The sequence below is a fragment of the Cellulomonas sp. P4_H4 genome, assembly GCF_056400865.1.
In genome coordinates this window covers 1-17445 of sequence record NZ_JBFUKL010000009.1, presented here as the reverse complement: position 1 = coordinate 17445, position 17445 = coordinate 1, and the positions used below count along the sequence as shown (strand labels likewise).

Below are 17445 nucleotides of genomic sequence, written 5' to 3'. Positions count from 1 at the left end.
CGGAAGCGAGGGCGTTGCGAGCGGCGACCCACGAGGTGGAGGAGGCCCGTCGTGCCCTCGTGACGGCGGCGACGGCGACGGCGGCGTGGTCGTCCCCAGCAGCCGGCAGGTACCGTGCGGTGGTCGAGGTGGCCACGGGGCGGGTGCACCGGGTCGCCGTGCTGCTCGAGGCGGCGGCCATGCCCGTCGCGGCGCTCGACGCGCAGTCGACGCTCTCGTCGCCGGGCGTCTGGCCGGTCCGCTGAGCAGCGGCGACGGGTATCGGCTGACCGGGACGCCCACGGTCGCCGACCTCGACGAGCTCGCGCAGGCCTGCCGTCTGCTCGAGGCCGCCTCGGACCGGCTCGCGGGTGCAGGTGCTGTCCTGATCGCGGCGCAGCTGCAGGGAGCGCCGACGTTCGGCGACCCGACGGCACACGCGGCGAGGTCCGCGCTGCAGGCCGCACAGAGGGGCGCCTCGCTCGCCGCAGCCGACCTGCGCTCCGTGGCGCACCGGCTCCGGCAGGCGGTCACGGGGTACGCGGACGCCGAGTCGGCGGCGTCTCGGGGGCTCCGACAGGGTGCGGTGATCGCGTCGGCCGTGATGGGTGAGTCGATGTGGTTCGCGCCGTTCTTCGGGATCAGCGTGGCGGGCGTCCTCGTCCTCGCCGAGGTCCGCAACCCGGCGACGCTCGCCGACGAGCGCGCCTCGGTGGCGATGGCCGGGTCCGCCGCGTTCCTTCGCGCCCTCGAGCCGGGGATGCAGGTCCCGACGCTCGACCCGGTACCCGCAACCGCTCGTGACGTCGCGGGCATGCTCGGTCCCTCCCGTGCCGCAGGGACGGTCCCGCGCGAGGACCCGCCCCAGCTCCCGGTTCCACGCTCGGTCGCCGACGTGCTCGCCAACATCGGCAGCAGCTACGACGACTCGACCGCCACCGGGGTGCCGGGCACGCCGACGGGGGTGATCTCCGTGCAGCAGCTGACGCACCCGGACGGCACGCGCGCGTGGGTGGTCGAGGTCCCGGGCACGCAGGACTGGCGGCCGGGCTCCGACTCCCCGATGGACCTGACGACGAACGTGAACCTGATGGCAGGGCTCCCGGACGACCTGAGCACCTCGATCATGGACGCGATGCGGCTGGCTGGCGTCGGGGCCGACGAGCCGGTGCTGCTCGCCGGGCACAGCCAGGGCGGGATGGCGGCGATGACGGTCGCAGCGGTGTACGGGTCGATGTACTCGATCAAGGCGGTGGTCACCGCCGGCTCGCCCGACATCCCGCGGCTCACGTCGCCGGACGTCCAGGTGCGGCACTACGTCCACGACGAGGACCTCGTGCCGCAGCTCGACGGCCAGGGCGACCGGCGCAGCGCGCACGAGACCGTCGTGCGCCGCGATCTCGATCAGTCCGACGGCACGACGGGTGCGACGCCGTCCGAGGCGCACAGCATCGACCGGTACGCGGAGTCGGCCGCCGGGGCCGCCGAGGCGCTGGCCGACGACCCGTTCATGGCCCCGTTCGACGACGCCGCTGCGTCGGTGCTCGGGCCACCCGGGACGACCGCGGTGACGTTCCAGTTCCGGGCGACGCGGGAGCCGGAGGTCGTGGCGACCCTCACGCCGAGGCTCAGTCAGGGCTAGCCGTAGTAGGTCGTGCTCTGCACCTCGACGGAACGCGACCGCGACTGCTGGCCCGGGATGAGCAGCGAGAGCACCAGGCTCACGATCGAGATGATGATCGCCCCCCAGCACGCGGTGCCGAAGTTGGCGATCCGCAGGCCCCAGTCGGTCGCCTCGGTGATCCACGCCGTGAGCATGAGCATGAGCGCGTTCACGATGATCGTGAAGAGACCGAGCGTGAGGACGTAGAGCGGGATCGACAGGAACGCGACGATCGGCTTCACGATCGCGTTGACGATGCCGAACACGAGCGCGATCAGCAGGATGATCGCGAGCTGCTGCCATCCGGTGTCGGCGCCGACGATCGTCAGCCCGGGCAGGACCAGCTGCGCGAACCAGATGGCGACGCCGTTGATGAGGACGCGGATCACGAAGGCCATGTGCCCGATCTTGCCACCGGTTGCGGGAGGTGCGCGCGGGTCGGCCGACGCCTTCCCGCCGGCGGTCCCTGCGCGGGGACGCCTCAGCGACGAAGGGGATGGCATGCTGTGCGCGTGAGCCGAGTCCCGCTTCGCCAGGCCCTCGCCGATCTTCCCGCGTACGTCCCGGGGGCTCGCGTCCCGGTCGGCGCCGCGGCCTACAAGCTGTCGTCGAACGAGAACCCGTTCCCGCCGCTGCCGTCCGTGCTGATGGCCATCTCGGACGCAGCCGCTGACGTGAACCGCTACCCCGACATGTACGCGACCGAGCTGGTCGGTGCGATCGCAGGCTCCTTCGGCGTCGCACCGGAGTCGGTCGTCACGGGCTGCGGCTCGGTCGCCGTGCTGGGCCACGTGCTGACTGCTGTGTGCGAGCCGGGCGACGAGGTCGTCCTGCCGTGGCGCTCGTTCGAGGCGTACCCGATCGCGATCACGCTGGCCGGTGCGGCCGGGGTGCGGGTGCCGGTCGGCGACGACGGGCGGCTGGACCTCGAGGCGATGGCCGCGGCCGTGACGCCGCGGACCAAGGTCGTGCTCGTCTGCACCCCGAACAACCCGACCGGCCCGGCCGTGCGCGCCGACGAGCTGGCCACGTTCCTCGCCGCCGTGCCCGAGCACGTGCTCGTCGTGCTCGACGAGGCCTACGTCGAGTTCGTCCGCGACCCGCAGGTCGCCGACGGGCTCGCCGTGTTCGCCGACCACCCCAACGTCGTCCTGCTGCGGACGTTCTCCAAGGCCTACGGCCTGGCCGGCCTGCGCGTCGGCTACGCGGTCGCCCGCCCGCGCCTGGCCGCCGGGATCCGCATGGCGTCGACGCCGTTCGGGGTCTCTCACGTCGGGCAGCTCGCGGCGCTCGCGTCCCTGCAGGCGACGGGCGAGCTCCTGGCCCGGGTCGACCAGATCGTCGTCGAGCGCGCCCGCCTGCTCGCGGGCCTGCGCAAGCAGGGCTGGACCGTGCCTGACAGCGAGGCCAACTTCGTGTGGCTCGCCCTGGGCGACCAGGCGTCGACGTTCGCGGACCGTGCGGGCCGCGCCGGTGTGCTCGTCCGGCCGTTCGCGGGTGACGGCGTCCGCGTCAGCGTCGGCGAGCCCGAGGCGACCGATCTGCTCCTCGAGGTCACGGCGGACTGGCTCGCCCGCTGACGGCGGGCCCGCTGACGGCGGGCAGCTGTGAAGGAACCGGGTCCCTGTGGAGACCCCACAACCACGAAAGGGGACCTTTGGCCGCGCCTCGTCGCGGCAACCTACGGTTCCGTAGGCTACGGTGTCGTAGGTTGCGAGCCCGTCGCTCGCGTCGACCATCCGGAGCGGCCCCTCGACCGCTGCACGCGAAGGAGAACCGCGTGGCCCCGAACGGCCCTGTGACCGAGGACGGACTCGTCCAGCTGCTGACCCCCGCAGGCCAGCGCACAGCCCACCCCGACTACGACGCCCGCGTGGCCCACCTGGACGCGGAGGCCCTGCGCGGCCTCTACCGCGACATGGTGCTGGTCCGCCGGTTCGACAACGAGGCCACCTCGCTGCAGCGTCAGGGCGAGCTCGCCCTGTTCGCGCAGGGGCTCGGCCAGGAGGCCGCACAGATCGGCTCCGGCCGCGCGCTGGCCCAGCACGACCACGTCTTCCCGAGCTACCGCGAGCACGGCGTCGCGCACACCCGAGGCGTCGACCTCGCGGACGTCCTGCGCATCTTCCGTGGCATCGACCATGGCGGCTGGGACTCGGAGAAGTTCGGCTTCCACCTGTACACGTTGGTCATCGGCTCGCACACGCTGCACGCGACCGGCTACGCGATGGGGCTCCAGCGCGACGGTGCGGTCGGCACGGGCGACCCGGACCGGGACTCCGCGGTGGTCGCCTACTTCGGCGACGGGTCCACCTCGCAGGGCGACGTCAACGAGGCCCTCGTCTTCGCGGCGGTCAACAACGCACCGGTCGTCTTCTTCTGCCAGAACAACCAGTGGGCGATCTCCGAGCCCACGATCCGCCAGTCCCGGGTCCCGCTCGCCGACCGCGGGCCCGGGTTCGGCGTGCCGAGCGTGCGGGTCGACGGCAACGACGTGCTGGCCACCTACGCGGTGACCGCCGAGGCGCTGGAGCGGGCACGCAGCGGCGGCGGCCCGACGTTCATCGAGGCGTTCACGTACCGGATGGGCGCGCACACCACCTCCGACGACCCGAGCCGCTACCGCTCGGCGGCCGAGGAGGACCACTGGCGTCAGCGCGACCCGATCGACCGCCTGCGCATCCACCTCGAGGAGCGCGGCGAGCTGACGGCGGACTTCGTCGCGACCCTGGACGCCGAGGCCGACGCGCTGGGCGAGCGGCTGCGGACTACCGTCCGGGGGATGGGGCGTCCGTCGGCGGCCTCGATGTTCGAGCACGTCTACGCCGCCCCGCACTCGGTCGTCGAGTCCGAGCGTGCCTGGTTCGAGCAGTACGAGGCGTCGTTCCTGGACGCCAGCCACTCCGGCGAGGGGAGCCACCGATGAACGCGCCCGTACAGACGAGCTCCACGACCACCGGCGTGCAGACCGTCACGATGGCCAAGGCGATCAACCTGGGGCTGCGGCGCTCGCTCGAGTCGAGTCCCAAGGTGCTCCTCATGGGAGAGGACATCGGTGCCCTCGGCGGCGTCTTCCGCGTGACCGACGGGCTGCAGAAGGACTTCGGCGGCGACCGCGTCGTCGACACCCCGCTCGCCGAGTCGGGCATCGTCGGCACCGCGATCGGTCTGGCGCTGGCCGGCTACCGCCCCGTCTGCGAGATCCAGTTCGACGGGTTCATCTTCCCGGCGTTCGACCAGATCACCACCCAGCTGGCCAAGATGCACTACCGCTCCAAGGGCCGCCTGAACCTCCCCGTCGTGATCCGCGTCCCCTACGGCGGCGGCATCGGCGCGGTCGAGCACCACAGCGAGTCGCCCGAGGCGCTGTTCGCGCACACAGCCGGCCTGCGGGTCGTCAGCCCGTCGAGCCCGGCCGAGGCGTTCACGATGATCCAGCAGGCCATCGCCTCGCCGGACCCCGTGCTGTTCTTCGAGCCCAAGGGCCGCTACTGGGAGAAGGGCTCGGTCGACCTCGACGCCGCGCTGACCGCCCCGCACCCCGGCCTCGACACCGCGCGCGTGATCCGGCCCGGCACCGACCTGACGGTCGTCGCGTACGGGCCGACCGTGCAGACCGCGCTCAAGGCCGCCGAGGTCGCCGGTGCGGAGGGCACGTCGATCGAGGTCGTCGACCTGCGGGCCCTGTCACCGCTCGACACCGCGACCGTGGCCCAGTCCGTGAAGAAGACGGGCCGCTGCGTCGTCGTGCACGAGGCACCCGTCCTGTACGGCACCGGCGCCGAGGTCGCGGCGCGGATCGCGGAGGACTGCTTCTACCACCTGCAGGCGCCCGTGCTGCGGGTCGGTGGCTTCCACGCTCCCTACCCGGTCGCCAAGATCGAGCACGACTACCTGCCCGGGCTGGACCGCGTCCTGGACGCCGTGGACCGCTCGCTCGCCTTCTGAGACTGCACCATCCGACGAGCGGCCGAGGAGAAGCTAGCCGTGCCGAACTTTCAGCAGTTCCCCCTCCCCGACGCCGGTGAGGGTCTGACCGAGGCCGAGATCGTCGCGTGGCACGTGGCCGTCGGCGACGAGGTCACCGTCAACCAGACCATCGTCGAGATCGAGACGGCCAAGTCGCTCGTCGACCTGCCGAGCCCCTGGTCGGGCGTCGTCACGCGGATCCTGGTCGAGCCCGGGCAGACGGTCGACGTCGGCACCCCGATCATCGAGGTCGACATCGACCCGGCCGGGGCACCGGCCGACGACGGCGCCCCGATCGAGGCGTCGCGCGCCCGCATCTCCGACGAGGGCGGCAGCGCGATCGAGCACGGGCACCGCGGGCGGCCCAACCGTCACCAGGGCGTCGAGCCCGGTGGTTCCGACGAGATCGAGGCCGCCCGTGCGGGTCGCGCGGGCGACGCGGCACCGGCGGCACCTGCCGCGGTCGTCGCCGAGGAGCCCGAGCCGGAGCCCGCCGTGGCCGAGGCGCCGGCCGAACGGCAGGCGGTGCTCGTCGGCTACGGCGTCGCTGATGCCGGAACCGCTCGACGTGAGCGCGCCGCCAACGGTGCGGCGCCGGGCAACCGCCCGCACGCGCTGGCCAAGCCGCCCGTGCGCAAGCTGGCCCGAGAGCTCGGCGTCGACCTCGACTCCGTCTCCCCGACCGGTCCCGGCGGCATCGTGACGCGGGAGGACATCCTCGGTCGTGCGGCGCAGGCCGAGGCCCGAACGCTGGCCACCTACCCCGGCGACGACGCCCCCTGGCTGGCCAGCGGCACGGTCTCGCCCGACGGCCGGCAGACGCGTGTCCCGGTGAAGTCGGTGCGCAAGCGGACCGCCGAGGCCATGGTGACCAGCGCGTTCACCGCGCCGCACGTCACCGTGTTCCACACGATCGACGTCACGGCGACCATGAAGCTGGTCGAGCGCCTGCGTGCCGACCGCGAGTTCGCGGACGTCCGGGTGACCCCGCTGCTGATCGCCGCGAAGGCGCTCATGCTGGCCGTGCGCCGGCACCCGGAGATCAACGGCTCGTGGGACGAGCAGTCGCAGGAGATCGTCTACAAGCACTACATCAACCTCGGGATCGCGGCCGCGACCCCCCGCGGGCTCGTCGTGCCCAACATGAAGGACGCGCACCGGCTGAGCCTCAAGGAGCTCGCGATCGCGCTGTCGGAGCTGACGTCCACGGCGCGAGCCGGTAGGACGACGCCCGCCGACATGTCCGACGGGACGATCACGATCACCAACGTCGGGGTCTTCGGCATCGACACCGGCACCCCGATCCTCAACCCGGGCGAGGCCGCGATCCTCGCGTTCGGCGCGATCCGTGAGCAGCCCTGGGTGCACAAGGGCAAGATCAAGATCCGGCACGTCACGCAGCTCGCGCTGAGCTTCGACCACCGGCTGGTCGACGGCGAGCTCGGGTCCCGCGTGCTCGCCGACGTCGCCCGCGTCCTGCACGACCCGGCGCAGGGCCTGGTCTGGGGCTGAGGCGGGCGGCGCCCGACCGCTGCGCGTGTGTCAGGCTCCGGGCATGAGCGTGGTGCGGACCCTGACGGTGGACGACGACCTCGCACTGAGCCGCGTCGGGTACGAGCGCGGTGAGGTGCTGGTCCCGGACACGGGCGCCTCGAACGCGCACCGCTACCGCGTCGACACCTCCAGCAGCCTCGTGCTCGACGCGCTGGTGCTGCTCGAGGCGTCCCACCCGCCGGAGACGCCCGACCGTCCGGCCTACCGGTTCCTCGACACCAACCGGTCCCCGCTGTCCGTCCGTGACCTGAGGCGGTTCCGGATCCTGCACAAGGTCGCCGAGCCGGCACCGGCGGCCACCGCTCCCTCGTCGCCCCCCGTCCTCGAAGGCGCCCCGGCCGAGCTCACGGACCTGCGCGACGACGCCCTCGACAACGACCTGGTCGACGGCGTCGACTTCGTGGTCGTCGGCGCGAGCGCGTCGATGGGGGACGAGTGCATCGTGCTCGAGGCCGGGCCGGACGGGTTCGCCGTCGGCTACCGGGACAGCGGCGCGACCACGAGCCTGTTCACCTCGCGTGCGATCGCCCAGGCGCGGGCCGTGTTCCTCGACGAGGCGTGCTGGCTCGGCGCCGAGCGCGGGCGCGGGACGTACGTCGGCCGGTCGCAGGCCGTCGGCACCGAGGACTGGACGCCGGCACAGGTGGTCGCGGCCTACGAGCGGCGCCTGCTCGGCGAACCTTAGGCTGCCCGCGCCCCCGTGCTGGTGGTGCGTCGCGTCGTGCTCGTCGCCGGTGCGCGGCGCTCGACCAGGATCGCCGCGGTGCCCAGGAGGATCGCGCCGATCTCCGAGATCGCGGACAGCCACACCGGGATGCCGACCCACTGCTCGTGCACCCCGAAGAACCCACCGGGCGTGGTCGAGATGAGGAACGCGGTCAGGGTCGCGACGCCGAAGCCGATCGCCCCGAGCAGGGGGAGCCAGTGCCGCCAGACGAGCACCAGCACACCCAGGACGATGCCGCCGACTCCGTTGAGCAGGAACGCCGGGCCGACCACGTCGAGCGACTTCATGCCGTTCGCCCACAGGTCGAGGTGCACGACCGCCGACAGCATCACGCACGCACTGAGCAGGGCGCGCAGGACGTCGGAGGTCGCCTGAGGACCGCGGTGCCACTCCATGGCTCAGGCCTTCCCCGCGACGACGGCGCCGTCGGCCACGTGCACGTCGATCCCGGGCAGCGGATCGGGAGCGGGCCCCGAGACGTTGCCGCCCTCGAGGTCGTACACCGAGCCGTGGCAGGGGCACTTGAGCTGCTTGCCGTCCGGCGCGACCGTGCAGCCCTGGTGCGTGCAGATCGCCGAGAGCGCGACGACGGTCCCGGCGGTCGGCTGCGTCAGGATGATCGGCTTGCCGTCGGCATCCTCGGCGGAGATCGCGCCGCCCTCGGGGATGTCGGATAGCTGGGCCAGGACCCCGTCGCTGGATCCACCACCACCACCGCTGCTGCTGTCGTCCGACGAGCCGTCGCCATAGCCGCCACCGCAGGCCGCCAGCACCCCCATGGCGGCGACACCCATGGTCACGACGCCCGCCCGGGCGAGCACCTGCCGCCGGTCCAGGCACCGGCCGCAGCCGTCGGGGTGCGGGTCGTGAGGGCTGAGCGTCTTCGGGGAATCCATGAGCGACGACATGTCCACCTCCGTGCGCGAGCAGTGACGAGCTGTCACCAGTTGTCACGAGACGGGGTGGTGCAAGGTTCACCGCACGCGGCACCTGTGTCGTTCGGACGCTAGCGCCCATCCGACCGCCGCGCCGAGCGGGACGGTCAGCTGGGCGTGGCGCGGTCGACGGCTGACTGGTCGGCGACGATCGCGGCGACGCCGCTGACCGCCGTCGCTCCGGCGGCCGCGGCGGGAACGTCCGCTGCGGCGTCGGCGGCGTCCGCGTCCATCCGCCCCTGGATCCCCGACACGTTGCGCAGCGGCAGCTCGGGCAGCAGGGCCGTCAGGAGGATGCCGACGGCGATGATGCAGGCGGCGACGAGCAGCACCGTGTCGATCGACTGGGAGAACCCGTCGAGGAACGGCCTGGCGAGCCGTGGATCCAGGTCGTTGATGAACGACGAGTTGTCCAGCGAGGGCAGCGTCGCGCCCGACCCGGGCTGGAGCAGCCCGAGGACGGGTGCGTTGGCCGGATCGCTCTGCACGGCCGGGTCGGCGATCGCCTGCTGGAACGCCGGCGTCTTGACCGCCGCCGCGAAGGCCGCCTTGATGTTGTCGCCGACGGTCGAGAACAGGATCGACAGGAAGACCGCCGTGCCCAGCGTTCCGCCCATCTGCCGGAAGAACAGCGACGACGACGTGGCCACGCCCATGTCCCGCACGGGCACCGCGTTCTGCACGGCCAGCACCAGAGGCTGCATGGTGAAGCCGAGCCCGAGCCCGAACACCACCGAGCAGGCGAAGATGAAGTTCAACGAGGTGTCGGTCTGGATCCGCGAGAACATCAGCGAGCCGCTGGCCATGAGCACGGTGCCGAACACCGGCAGGGCCTTGTACCGGCCGGTGCGCGAGGTCGTCTGACCGGCGATGATCGAGCCCGCCATGATCCCGAGAGTGAACGGGATCAGCGTCAGGCCCGCCGAGGTGGGGGTCTGCCCCTTCACGATCTGCAGGTAGAGCGGCAGCGTCGCCAGTCCACCGAACATGCCGAGGCCGATGACCACGTTGGCGCCCGCGCCGATCGAGAAGGTGCGGTTGCGGAACAGGTAGAGCGGCAGGATCGCGTCGGCCTTCGCGAACCGCTCGGCGATGATGAACCCGATCAGCCCGAGCACGCCGATGACGTAGCAGGCGATCGCCTTCGGCGAGTCCCAGTGCCACACCCGGCCCTGCTCGGCGACGAGCAGGATCGGCACGAGCGTGACGACGAGCAGCAGGGCGCCCGGCCAGTCGATGCGGTGCTGGACCTTCTTGAGCGGCGGCAGGTGCAGCACGCGCGAGATGACGATGAGCGCGATGATGCCGATCGGGACGTTGATCAGGAACACCCAGCGCCAGCCGGCGATCCCGAGGATCGTCTCGGTCCCGGCGAAGAACGCGCCGACCACGGGTCCGAGCACGCTCGAGACGCCGAACACCGCGAGGAAGTACCCCTGGTACCGCGCGCTCCCGGGGCGCCACCAGGTCGCCGAGGATGGTGATGGCCAACGCCATCAGACCGCCCGCGCCGAGGCCCTGCAGCGCGCGGTAGCCGGCCAGCTCGTACATCGAGTTCGCGGTGCCCGAGAGCAGCGACCCGACGACGAACAGCGAGATCGCGATCATGTACAGCGGCTTGCGGCCGTAGATGTCGGAGAGCTTGCCGTACAGCGGCGTCGAGATCGTCGCCGTGAGCAGGTAGGCGGTGGTGACCCACGCCTGCAGCGAGAGGCCGTTGAGGTCGTCGCCGATCGTCCGGATCGACGTCGCGACGATCGTCTGGTCCAGCGCGGCCATGAACATGCCGAGCATCAGCCCGCCGAGGATCGTGAGGATCTCGCGGTGCGTCGGAGCCGTGAAGCCGGAGGCGGGGGCGGGGGCGTCGGTGCGCTGCTGGGTCATCGGGCCTTCTCGAGACGGGGTGCGGTTACGACCGGCTGCAAGTGGTTGCGCGAGACAACCATCCCGCACCGAGATCAAACAACCACCGGACCCGGATGTGTTCCCGGTCACGCGGCGACGTCCACGCTGCCACCGGCTACGGCGTCCCGCATGTCCGAGCCAATGGCTGCCCTGCGGACGAGGTCCGGGGACTGCCCGCGCCCGCCGTCCTCGGCGCCGTCGCTGTGGTCGTGGCCGGCGGGGCCTGACGGCTGTCCTGCTCCTGCGACGCCGTCCGCTCGACTGACCGCGGCGACCTAGGCTGAGCGGGTGAGTGCGCCGGCGACGAGCGCCGGAGGAACCGGCGTGAGCAGACCCCTGGGTCCGTGGCGCGTCGTCGTGCTCCCGCTGGCCGCGGTGGCCCTCGCGCTGCTGGGCATCTGGTTCTCGGGTGCGGCCGTCTCGACGGTCCTGCGTGACCCCGGCCCGCTCGTCCGGTGGGGGCTGCCCGCGTCGTCGGCCCTGTCGGAGCTCGCCGGCTCCGTGACGCTCGGAGCGCTGCTGCTGGCGGTCGGCATCCTGCCGCGCGTCACCGCGGGCGCCCGACCCTCACGGGCGGCCCGTGCCGGCGTCGGCACCGCGGAGGGCACGGCCTACCCGCGCAGTCTGGTCGTCGCCGGGGTGGCCGCCGGCGCCTGGACGGTGCTGTCGATCGTGCACCTGGTGCTCACCTACGCGGACGTCGCGGGCGAGGCGCTCACCTCCGACGCGTTCGGCGCGCAGCTCGGGGTGTTCGTCACCGAGCTCGACCTCGGGCGCACGCTGCTGCTGATCACGACCGTGGCGGCCGTCGTCACGGCCCTCTCGCTCGTCGTCGCGACGCCGACCGGAGCGGCCTGGACCGGTGCGCTCGTGCTCGTCGCCCTGTTCCAGCAGGCTCAGCTCGGGCACGCCGCCGGCGCGTCCGGGCACAGCATCGCGACGTCGTCGATGGTGGTCCACCTCGTCGGCGCCGCGCTCTGGATCGGTGCGCTGGCGGCCCTGGCGCTGCTCGTCACGCGCGTCGGCACCGACCTGTCCGTCTCGGTCGCGCGGTACTCCGTCGTCGCCGGCTGGTGCTTCGTCGCCGTCGGGGTGTCCGGACTGGTCAACGGGCTGCTGCGCACCGGCGGCTGGTCCGACCTGACGACGACCTACGGCGTCCTCCTGCTGGCCAAGGCGGCCCTGTTCGGCGCACTCGGCCTGCTCGGGCTCGCCCACCGGCGTCGCGTCCTGCCCCGGCTCGCGGGCGGCGCGGCGGGCCAGGTCCGACGAGTCGGCGGGGTGCTGTTCTGGCGGCTCGTGCTCGTCGAGCTGGCCGTCATGGGCGCCGTCTCCGGGGTGGCCGTGGCGCTCGGTGCGACCGCGCCGCCCGTCTCCGAAGAGCCGCCCGTCGACCCGTCGCCCGCCTACCAGATCACCGGCCACCCCCTGCCGCCCGAGCCGACGGGCCTGCGCTGGCTCACCGAGTGGCGCTGGGACCTGATCCTGGCGTTCGCGGTCGGTGCCGGGCTCGTCGTCTACTGGCGCTGGGTGCTGCGGCTGCGCAAGCGTGGTGACCACTGGCCGGTCGGGCGCGCGATCTCGTGGACCGCCGGGATGGTGCTGTTCGGCTGGGCGACGAACGGGGCGCCCAACATGTACGGGCACGTGCTGTTCAGCGGCCACATGATCCAGCACATGACCCTGGCGATGGTCGTGCCGATCTTCCTGGTGCTGTCCGCGCCGGTCACGCTCGCGCTCCGGGCCCTGCCGGTCCGGACCTCGCTCCTGCGGTCCGACGAGTCCCGAGGTCCGCGCGAGTGGATCCTCGTCCTCGTGCACAGCCACGTCGGCCAGTTCCTCGCGAACCCGCTGGTCGCGGCCGTGAACTTCATCGGCTCGATGATCGTCTTCTACTACTCGGGGCTGTTCGAGTGGTCGCTGCGCAGCGACGTCGGGCACCTGGCGATGGTCGTCCACTTCACGCTCGCGGGGTACCTGTTCGTCAACGCGCTCGTCGGGATCGACCCCGGGCCGCGTCGGTGGGGCTACCCGCAGCGGCTGCTCCTGCTGTTCGGGACCATGGTGTTCCACGCGTTCTTCGGCGTCACGCTCGTCACCGGCGACGCACTGTTCGTCGCCGACTGGTTCGGACTCATGGGTCGGCCCTGGGGTGCGTCGGCGATCGCCGACCAGCAGGCGGGCGGCGCGATCGCGTGGGGCATCGGCGAGCTGCCGACCCTCGTGCTGGCCGTGCTGGTCGCCATCTCCTGGTCGCGCGACGACGAGCGCACCGCCCGCCGCCGCGACCGGCAGGTCGACCGGGACGGCGACGTCGAGATGGACGAGTACAACGCGATGCTCGCGGCTCTCGCGGCTCGGGACGCAGGCGAGCCCCCGGCGCGCTGAGCTCCGCGCAGGAGCGGCCGCGGATGATAGGACGGGGGGATGGGTGAGACCTCCTTCGATGACCTGAACGACTACGTGGCGATCCCGCGGCTGAGCGGGTTGGTGCTGAACAAGGACGGCACGCGGCTGGTGACCGGCGTCGCGACGCTGGACAGCAAGAAGACCAAGTTCGTGACCGCGCTCTGGGAGGTGGACCCCGAGGGCGTGAAGCAGCCCCGGCGGCTGACCCGCAGCGCGAAGGGCGAGAGCAGCCAGGCGTTCACCGCCGACGGCGACCTGCTGTTCACGAGCGCACGACCGGACCCCGACAAGGCCTCCGACGACGACGACCCGGTGCCCGCGCTGTGGCTCCTGCCGCGCGACGGCGCCGAGGCACGCGTGATCGCGGACCGGGCGGCGGGGCTGGGTCAGGTCGTCGTGGCCCGGGACGCGCCCGTGGTGCTGGTCGGGTCGGACGTGCTGCCGTCGGCCACCGACGCCGCGTCCGACGAGAAGCTGCGCAAGGCGCGCAAGGAGAAGAAGGTCTCGGCGATCCTGCACGACGGGTACCCGATCCGGTTCTGGGACCACGACCTGGGTCCGGACGCCCCGCACCTGTTCACCGCCACGCTGAGCGAGCACGTGACGCAGCCGCTCGCGGGTGCGACCGACCCCCGGCTGACCCTGACCGACGTCACGCCTGACGCGCGCCAGGAGCTCCTGGAGCAGGGGTCGACGATCAGCCCCGACGGGTCGACGGTGGTCAGCGGCTGGTACGTGCCGACCGGGCGCGGCGTGCTGCGCGGGAAGCTCGTGGCCATCGAGGTCGCGACCGGGTCGCGCCGCGTACTCGTCGACGATCCCGGTGCGGACGTAGGCGGTCCGGCGGTCTCGCCGGACGGGCGCTGGGTCGCGTTCTCGCACGAGACCGTCTCGACGCCGTTCGACGCCCCGGTCGTCCGTCTCGGGATCGTCCCGCTGGCGGGCGGCGAGCCGCGGCTCCTCGCCGAGACGTGGGACCGCTGGCCGCACGGGCCGGTCTGGCTGCCGGACTCGGACGCGATCCTGGTCACGGCCGACGACGACGGTCGCGGGCCGATCTTCCGCATCGACCTCGCGTCCGGCGACGTCCGCAAGGTCACGAGCGACGACGCGACGTTCACCGACGTGAGCGTGAGCCCCGACGGCCGGACGGCGTACGCGCTGAGGTCTTCCTACGAGGCGCCGTCGCACCCGGTCCGGATCGACCTCACCGCCGACGCCCCGGTCGCGAGCACGCCCCTGATCAGCCCGGTCGCCACGCCGGAGCTCCCCGGCACGCTCGAGGAGGTCGAGTCGGTGACGGACGGCCGGCGTGTCCGGGCCTGGCTCGCACGGCCCACCTCGGACGACAAGGCGCCGCTCGTCCTGTGGATCCACGGCGGCCCGCTGGGCTCCTGGAACGCGTGGTCGTGGCGCTGGAACCCGTGGATCCTCGTCGCGCGCGGGTACGCGGTCCTGCTCCCGGACCCCGCGCTGTCGACCGGGTACGGGCAGCAGTTCGTCCAGGACGGCTGGGGTGCCTGGGGCGCAGCCCCATACACGGACCTGCTCGCGATCACCGACGCGGCCGAGCAGCACCCGGCCGTCGACGAGACCCGGACCGCGGCGATGGGCGGATCCTTCGGCGGCTACATGGCCAACTGGGTGGCCGGCCACACCGACCGGTTCGAGGCGATCGTCACGCACGCGAGCCTGTGGGCGCTCGACCAGTTCGGACCGACCACCGACGCGGCGTTCTACTGGGCGCGCGAGATGACCGACCAGATGGCGCTCGACAACTCGCCGCACCTGCACGTCGAGAAGATCGCGACCCCGATGCTCGTGGTGCACGGTGACAAGGACTACCGCGTGCCGATCGGCGAGGGCCTGCGGCTCTGGTACGAGCTGCTGGCCAAGAGTGCGCTCCCGGCCGACGAGGAGGGCCGCAGCCCGCACCGCTTCCTCTACTTCCCCGACGAAAACCACTGGGTGCTCAGCCCGCAGCACGCGGTCGTCTGGTACCAGGTGGTGGAGGCGTTCCTGGCGGAGCACGTGCTCGGGAAGGACGCCGAGTACCCGGACACGTTGGGGTGATCCCGACCGCCCCCGGATGCGGGTCGGTCGGTCCCGCGGGAGGATCGCCGCTCATGGACGGGTGAACAGATGCCCGCCACGACGAAAGGTTCCGACATGGGTATCGGAGGCGGCATCGCCCTCATCGTCATCGGCGCGATCCTCTCTTTCGGGGTCAGCGACCGGATCGAGGGCGTGGACCTGACCGTGATCGGTTACATCTGCATGGGCGCGGGAGCGCTCGCGCTGATCCTGGCGATCGCGATGAACGCGCAGCGCAACAACACGACGCACCGTGAGGTCGTCGAGCAGCGCACGACGCCGCAGGCGCCCCCTGCACCGCCCGCTCCGCCGGCGCCGCCCGCGGTCTGACGGGGACGCACCACCAGCGCCCGACGCCGCCGACCTGCACGTCAGGTCGGCGGCGTCCGGCGTCTGTCAGGCCTGCAGGGCGCCGCGCACGATCGAGTTCCCCGAGTGCGCGGGGTCCCCGTCGAACTGCTCCTCGGACACGTCGACCACCGAGAACTGCGTCAGGTCGAGGCCCGCGGGCAGGTCGAACCGGCCCGACGACCCTTCCAGGGTGCCGACGCTGACCAGGCCGCTGACGTCCGGCTTGAGCAACCAGACCTCACGGAACCCGTCGTCGCCGACGTCGCCCTCGTCCAGGTCGACCACCAGCACACGGGTGCCGTCCGACGAGGTCTCGACCGCCGCCGACCCGCTCGCGTCCCAGCCCGGCAGGGGTTCGAGCGTGGCGGTCGCCACGAGGGAGGTCGGCTCGTCCTTCGACGTCTGCCACCACACCCCGGTCGCGCCGACGAGCACGCCCGCGGCGGCCGCGGCCGCGACCCAGCGCCACTGGCGGGGTCCTCGGCGCGCGGTGCGGCGAGAGGAGAGGTCGGTCACGGCGGCGGGCTCGGCGTCGGACGGCGCGTCGGTGGCGACCGGTGGCGCCGCAGCCAGCCCGAGCTCGTCGGCGATCCGGTCCCACACGTGCGGTGCGGGCGGCACCATCGGACCGGCGGACCGGGCGGCGTCGACGACGCTGCGCAGGGCCGTCACCTCGTCGGAGCACACCTCGCACTCCTCGATGTGCGCGAGGTCGGTCGTGCTGCCGGCGGTCTCCCCGAGTGCGAGCAGGGCGAGGACCTCACCGTCCACGTGCGAGTCATCGAACGGCACCATCCACCTCCCATCGGGTCCGCAGGCGAGCCAGGCTGCGTCGCACGTGGCTCTTGACCGTGCCGAGCGGCAGGTCGAGCTGTCGAGCGATCTGGTCGTGCGTCAGGTCCTCGTAGAACGCGAGCCGCAGGATCGTGCGCTGCGGGTCGCCCAGCCGGTCCAGCTCGTCGGCGACCACCACCTGGTTCACGACCCGGTCGTCCGCCGAGGTCACCACGGCCTCGTCGGTGATCGACGCGTCACGGAGGCGGCGGTCGCGCGAGCGACGCTCGTGGGCGTCGGCCACGCAGTGTCGCGTGATGCCGAGCAGCCAGGCAGGCAGCCGCGACTTCGACGGGTCGAAGCGGTGCCGGCTGCGCCATCCCTCGACGAACACGAGCTGGGTGACCTCCTCGGCGTCCGCGACGCTGCCGAGCGAGCGCAGAGCGACGGTGTGCACGAGGGTCGACCAGCGTCGGTAGGCCTCGGCCACCGCGGCCTCGTCGCCGGCGGCGAACGCACGACCGAGCTCCTCGACACCCTCACCGTCAGGGTCCGTGCGATGGGCCGCGCGAGGTCCGGGCGCGCTCATCGGCGGCACCTCACTCGACACCCCGGGGACGGGTCCACCGCCCAGCAATATCACGGTTAGCCACCCAGCGGCTCTGCCATGACGACGACGTTGTCCGAATAGTGCCCGATCTCGGGCTGCCAGGTTCCTCCGCAGGTCACCAGGACGAGCCGGGGCGCTCCGGTGCGGTCGAACCACTGGTCCACGGGAGCCTGCGACTTGGGCGTCTTCTCGACCGAGGCCACCCGGTAGGCGTGCGCGACCCCGTCCGCGGTCGTCACGGTCAAGGTGGCACCGACGGAGACCTTGCGCAGGCGGGAGAACTGGCCGATCCCGGTCTGCCAGCTGTCGACGTGGGCGGCGACGAGCGTGGAGCCGGCGGGATCCCACGGGGTCGGTCCGAACTGGTACCAGCCCGCGCGGTTCGCGTCCTCGGGGATCTGCATCAAGCCGTCCGCCGCCACACCGACCGGGTCGACCGGCATGTCGATGCGTACGTCGGGCACCTCGATCCGCA

At 72.4% G+C, this 17445-nt stretch carries 16 protein-coding genes and 1 pseudogene; 9 read left to right on the top strand and 8 right to left on the bottom strand.

Going from position 1 to position 17445, the window contains the following annotated elements; all coding sequences use genetic code 11:
- Positions 1–85 precede the first annotated feature (85 nt).
- Positions 86–1621, top strand: coding sequence for a hypothetical protein (locus AC1DPN_RS18965; protein WP_477086336.1), 1536 nt, complete (start codon positions 86–88; stop codon positions 1619–1621).
- On the opposite strand, the gene AC1DPN_RS18960 is transcribed toward AC1DPN_RS18965, so the two are convergent.
- Positions 1618–2040: a phage holin family protein gene (locus tag AC1DPN_RS18960; RefSeq protein WP_477086335.1), complete on the bottom strand. Its 423-nt coding sequence runs from the start codon at positions 2038–2040 to the stop codon at positions 1618–1620. The genes AC1DPN_RS18965 and AC1DPN_RS18960 overlap by 4 nt on opposite strands.
- A gap of 114 nt (positions 2041–2154) precedes the next feature.
- On the opposite strand from AC1DPN_RS18960, the gene hisC reads away from it, so the two are divergent.
- The 5 genes from hisC to AC1DPN_RS18935 all read left to right on the top strand — a co-directional run bounded on the left by hisC (position 2155) and on the right by AC1DPN_RS18935 (position 7850).
- Complete coding sequence (gene hisC / locus AC1DPN_RS18955) at positions 2155–3222, top strand: histidinol-phosphate transaminase (protein ID WP_477086334.1); 1068 nt, start codon at positions 2155–2157, stop codon at positions 3220–3222.
- Positions 3223–3422: 200 nt separating this feature from the next.
- Positions 3423–4568, top strand: coding sequence for a pyruvate dehydrogenase (acetyl-transferring) E1 component subunit alpha (gene pdhA / locus AC1DPN_RS18950; protein ID WP_477086333.1), 1146 nt, complete (start codon positions 3423–3425; stop codon positions 4566–4568).
- Positions 4565–5590, top strand: a complete 1026-nt coding sequence (locus AC1DPN_RS18945; RefSeq protein ID WP_477086332.1) for an alpha-ketoacid dehydrogenase subunit beta — start codon at positions 4565–4567, stop codon at positions 5588–5590. The genes pdhA and AC1DPN_RS18945 overlap by 4 nt, the downstream gene beginning before the upstream one ends.
- A 39-nt stretch (positions 5591–5629) precedes the next feature.
- Complete coding sequence (locus AC1DPN_RS18940; RefSeq protein WP_477086331.1) at positions 5630–7123, top strand: dihydrolipoamide acetyltransferase family protein; 1494 nt, start codon at positions 5630–5632, stop codon at positions 7121–7123.
- 43 nt (positions 7124–7166) lie between these two features.
- The gene (locus tag AC1DPN_RS18935) at positions 7167–7850 is read left to right on the top strand and encodes a hypothetical protein (RefSeq protein WP_477086330.1); all 684 of its coding nucleotides are present in this window, start codon (positions 7167–7169) and stop codon (positions 7848–7850) included.
- Here the strand turns inward: AC1DPN_RS18935 and AC1DPN_RS18930 are convergent.
- From AC1DPN_RS18930 to AC1DPN_RS18915, 4 genes and pseudogenes are all read right to left on the bottom strand, one after another.
- Positions 7847–8287: a hypothetical protein gene (locus AC1DPN_RS18930; protein WP_477086329.1), complete on the bottom strand. Its 441-nt coding sequence runs from the start codon at positions 8285–8287 to the stop codon at positions 7847–7849. The two genes, AC1DPN_RS18935 and AC1DPN_RS18930, sit on opposite strands and share 4 nt — an antisense overlap.
- A 3-nt stretch (positions 8288–8290) precedes the next feature.
- On the bottom strand, positions 8291–8800 hold the full coding sequence (locus AC1DPN_RS18925) for a QcrA and Rieske domain-containing protein (protein ID WP_477086328.1): 510 nt from the start codon (positions 8798–8800) through the stop codon (positions 8291–8293).
- A 134-nt stretch (positions 8801–8934) separates the two neighbouring features.
- On the bottom strand, positions 8935–10248 hold the full coding sequence (locus tag AC1DPN_RS18920) for an MFS transporter (protein WP_477086327.1): 1314 nt from the start codon (positions 10246–10248) through the stop codon (positions 8935–8937).
- Positions 10249–10360: 112 nt separating this feature from the next.
- Positions 10361–10606, bottom strand: a pseudogene (locus tag AC1DPN_RS18915) (MFS transporter); the annotation flags it as partial.
- A gap of 450 nt (positions 10607–11056) precedes the next feature.
- Between AC1DPN_RS18915 and AC1DPN_RS18910 the strand changes: the two are divergent.
- From AC1DPN_RS18910 to AC1DPN_RS18900, 3 genes are all read left to right on the top strand, one after another.
- Entirely contained in the window at positions 11057–13120 is a 2064-nt protein-coding gene (locus AC1DPN_RS18910; RefSeq protein WP_477086326.1) for a bifunctional copper resistance protein CopD/cytochrome c oxidase assembly protein, read from the top strand.
- Between the two features lie 39 nt (positions 13121–13159).
- Positions 13160–15214, top strand: coding sequence for a S9 family peptidase (locus tag AC1DPN_RS18905; protein ID WP_477086325.1), 2055 nt, complete (start codon positions 13160–13162; stop codon positions 15212–15214).
- A gap of 96 nt (positions 15215–15310) precedes the next feature.
- The gene (locus AC1DPN_RS18900; protein ID WP_477086324.1) at positions 15311–15565 is read left to right on the top strand and encodes a DUF6458 family protein; all 255 of its coding nucleotides are present in this window, start codon (positions 15311–15313) and stop codon (positions 15563–15565) included.
- 66 nt (positions 15566–15631) lie between these two features.
- Here AC1DPN_RS18900 and AC1DPN_RS18895 read toward each other — a convergent pair whose 3' ends face one another.
- From AC1DPN_RS18895 to AC1DPN_RS18885, 3 genes are all read right to left on the bottom strand, one after another.
- A complete protein-coding gene (locus AC1DPN_RS18895) occupies positions 15632–16381 on the bottom strand; it encodes an anti-sigma factor (RefSeq protein ID WP_477086323.1) in 750 nt (249 codons plus the stop codon).
- Complete coding sequence (locus AC1DPN_RS18890; protein ID WP_477086322.1) at positions 16365–16949, bottom strand: RNA polymerase sigma factor; 585 nt, start codon at positions 16947–16949, stop codon at positions 16365–16367. Before AC1DPN_RS18890 ends, AC1DPN_RS18895 begins: the two co-directional genes overlap by 17 nt.
- Positions 16950–17005: 56 nt before the next feature.
- On the bottom strand, positions 17006–17445 hold a 440-nt coding region (locus AC1DPN_RS18885), incomplete at its 5' end, for a class F sortase (RefSeq protein ID WP_477086321.1).

Excerpts from the sequence above, each read along its gene's own strand:
- AC1DPN_RS18960 (WP_477086335.1), bottom strand. The coding sequence starts at position 2,040 with ATGGCCTTCGTGATCCGCGTCCTCATCAACGGCGTCGCCATCTGGTTC.
- AC1DPN_RS18945 (WP_477086332.1), top strand. The coding sequence starts at position 4,565 with ATGAACGCGCCCGTACAGACGAGCTCCACGACCACCGGCGTGCAGACC.
- AC1DPN_RS18935 (WP_477086330.1), top strand. The coding sequence starts at position 7,167 with ATGAGCGTGGTGCGGACCCTGACGGTGGACGACGACCTCGCACTGAGC.
- AC1DPN_RS18930 (WP_477086329.1), bottom strand. The coding sequence starts at position 8,287 with ATGGAGTGGCACCGCGGTCCTCAGGCGACCTCCGACGTCCTGCGCGCC.
- AC1DPN_RS18925 (WP_477086328.1), bottom strand. The coding sequence starts at position 8,800 with ATGTCGTCGCTCATGGATTCCCCGAAGACGCTCAGCCCTCACGACCCG.
- AC1DPN_RS18905 (WP_477086325.1), top strand. The coding sequence starts at position 13,160 with ATGGGTGAGACCTCCTTCGATGACCTGAACGACTACGTGGCGATCCCG.
- AC1DPN_RS18900 (WP_477086324.1), top strand. The coding sequence starts at position 15,311 with ATGGGTATCGGAGGCGGCATCGCCCTCATCGTCATCGGCGCGATCCTC.
- AC1DPN_RS18895 (WP_477086323.1), bottom strand. The coding sequence starts at position 16,381 with ATGGTGCCGTTCGATGACTCGCACGTGGACGGTGAGGTCCTCGCCCTG.
- AC1DPN_RS18890 (WP_477086322.1), bottom strand. The coding sequence starts at position 16,949 with ATGAGCGCGCCCGGACCTCGCGCGGCCCATCGCACGGACCCTGACGGT.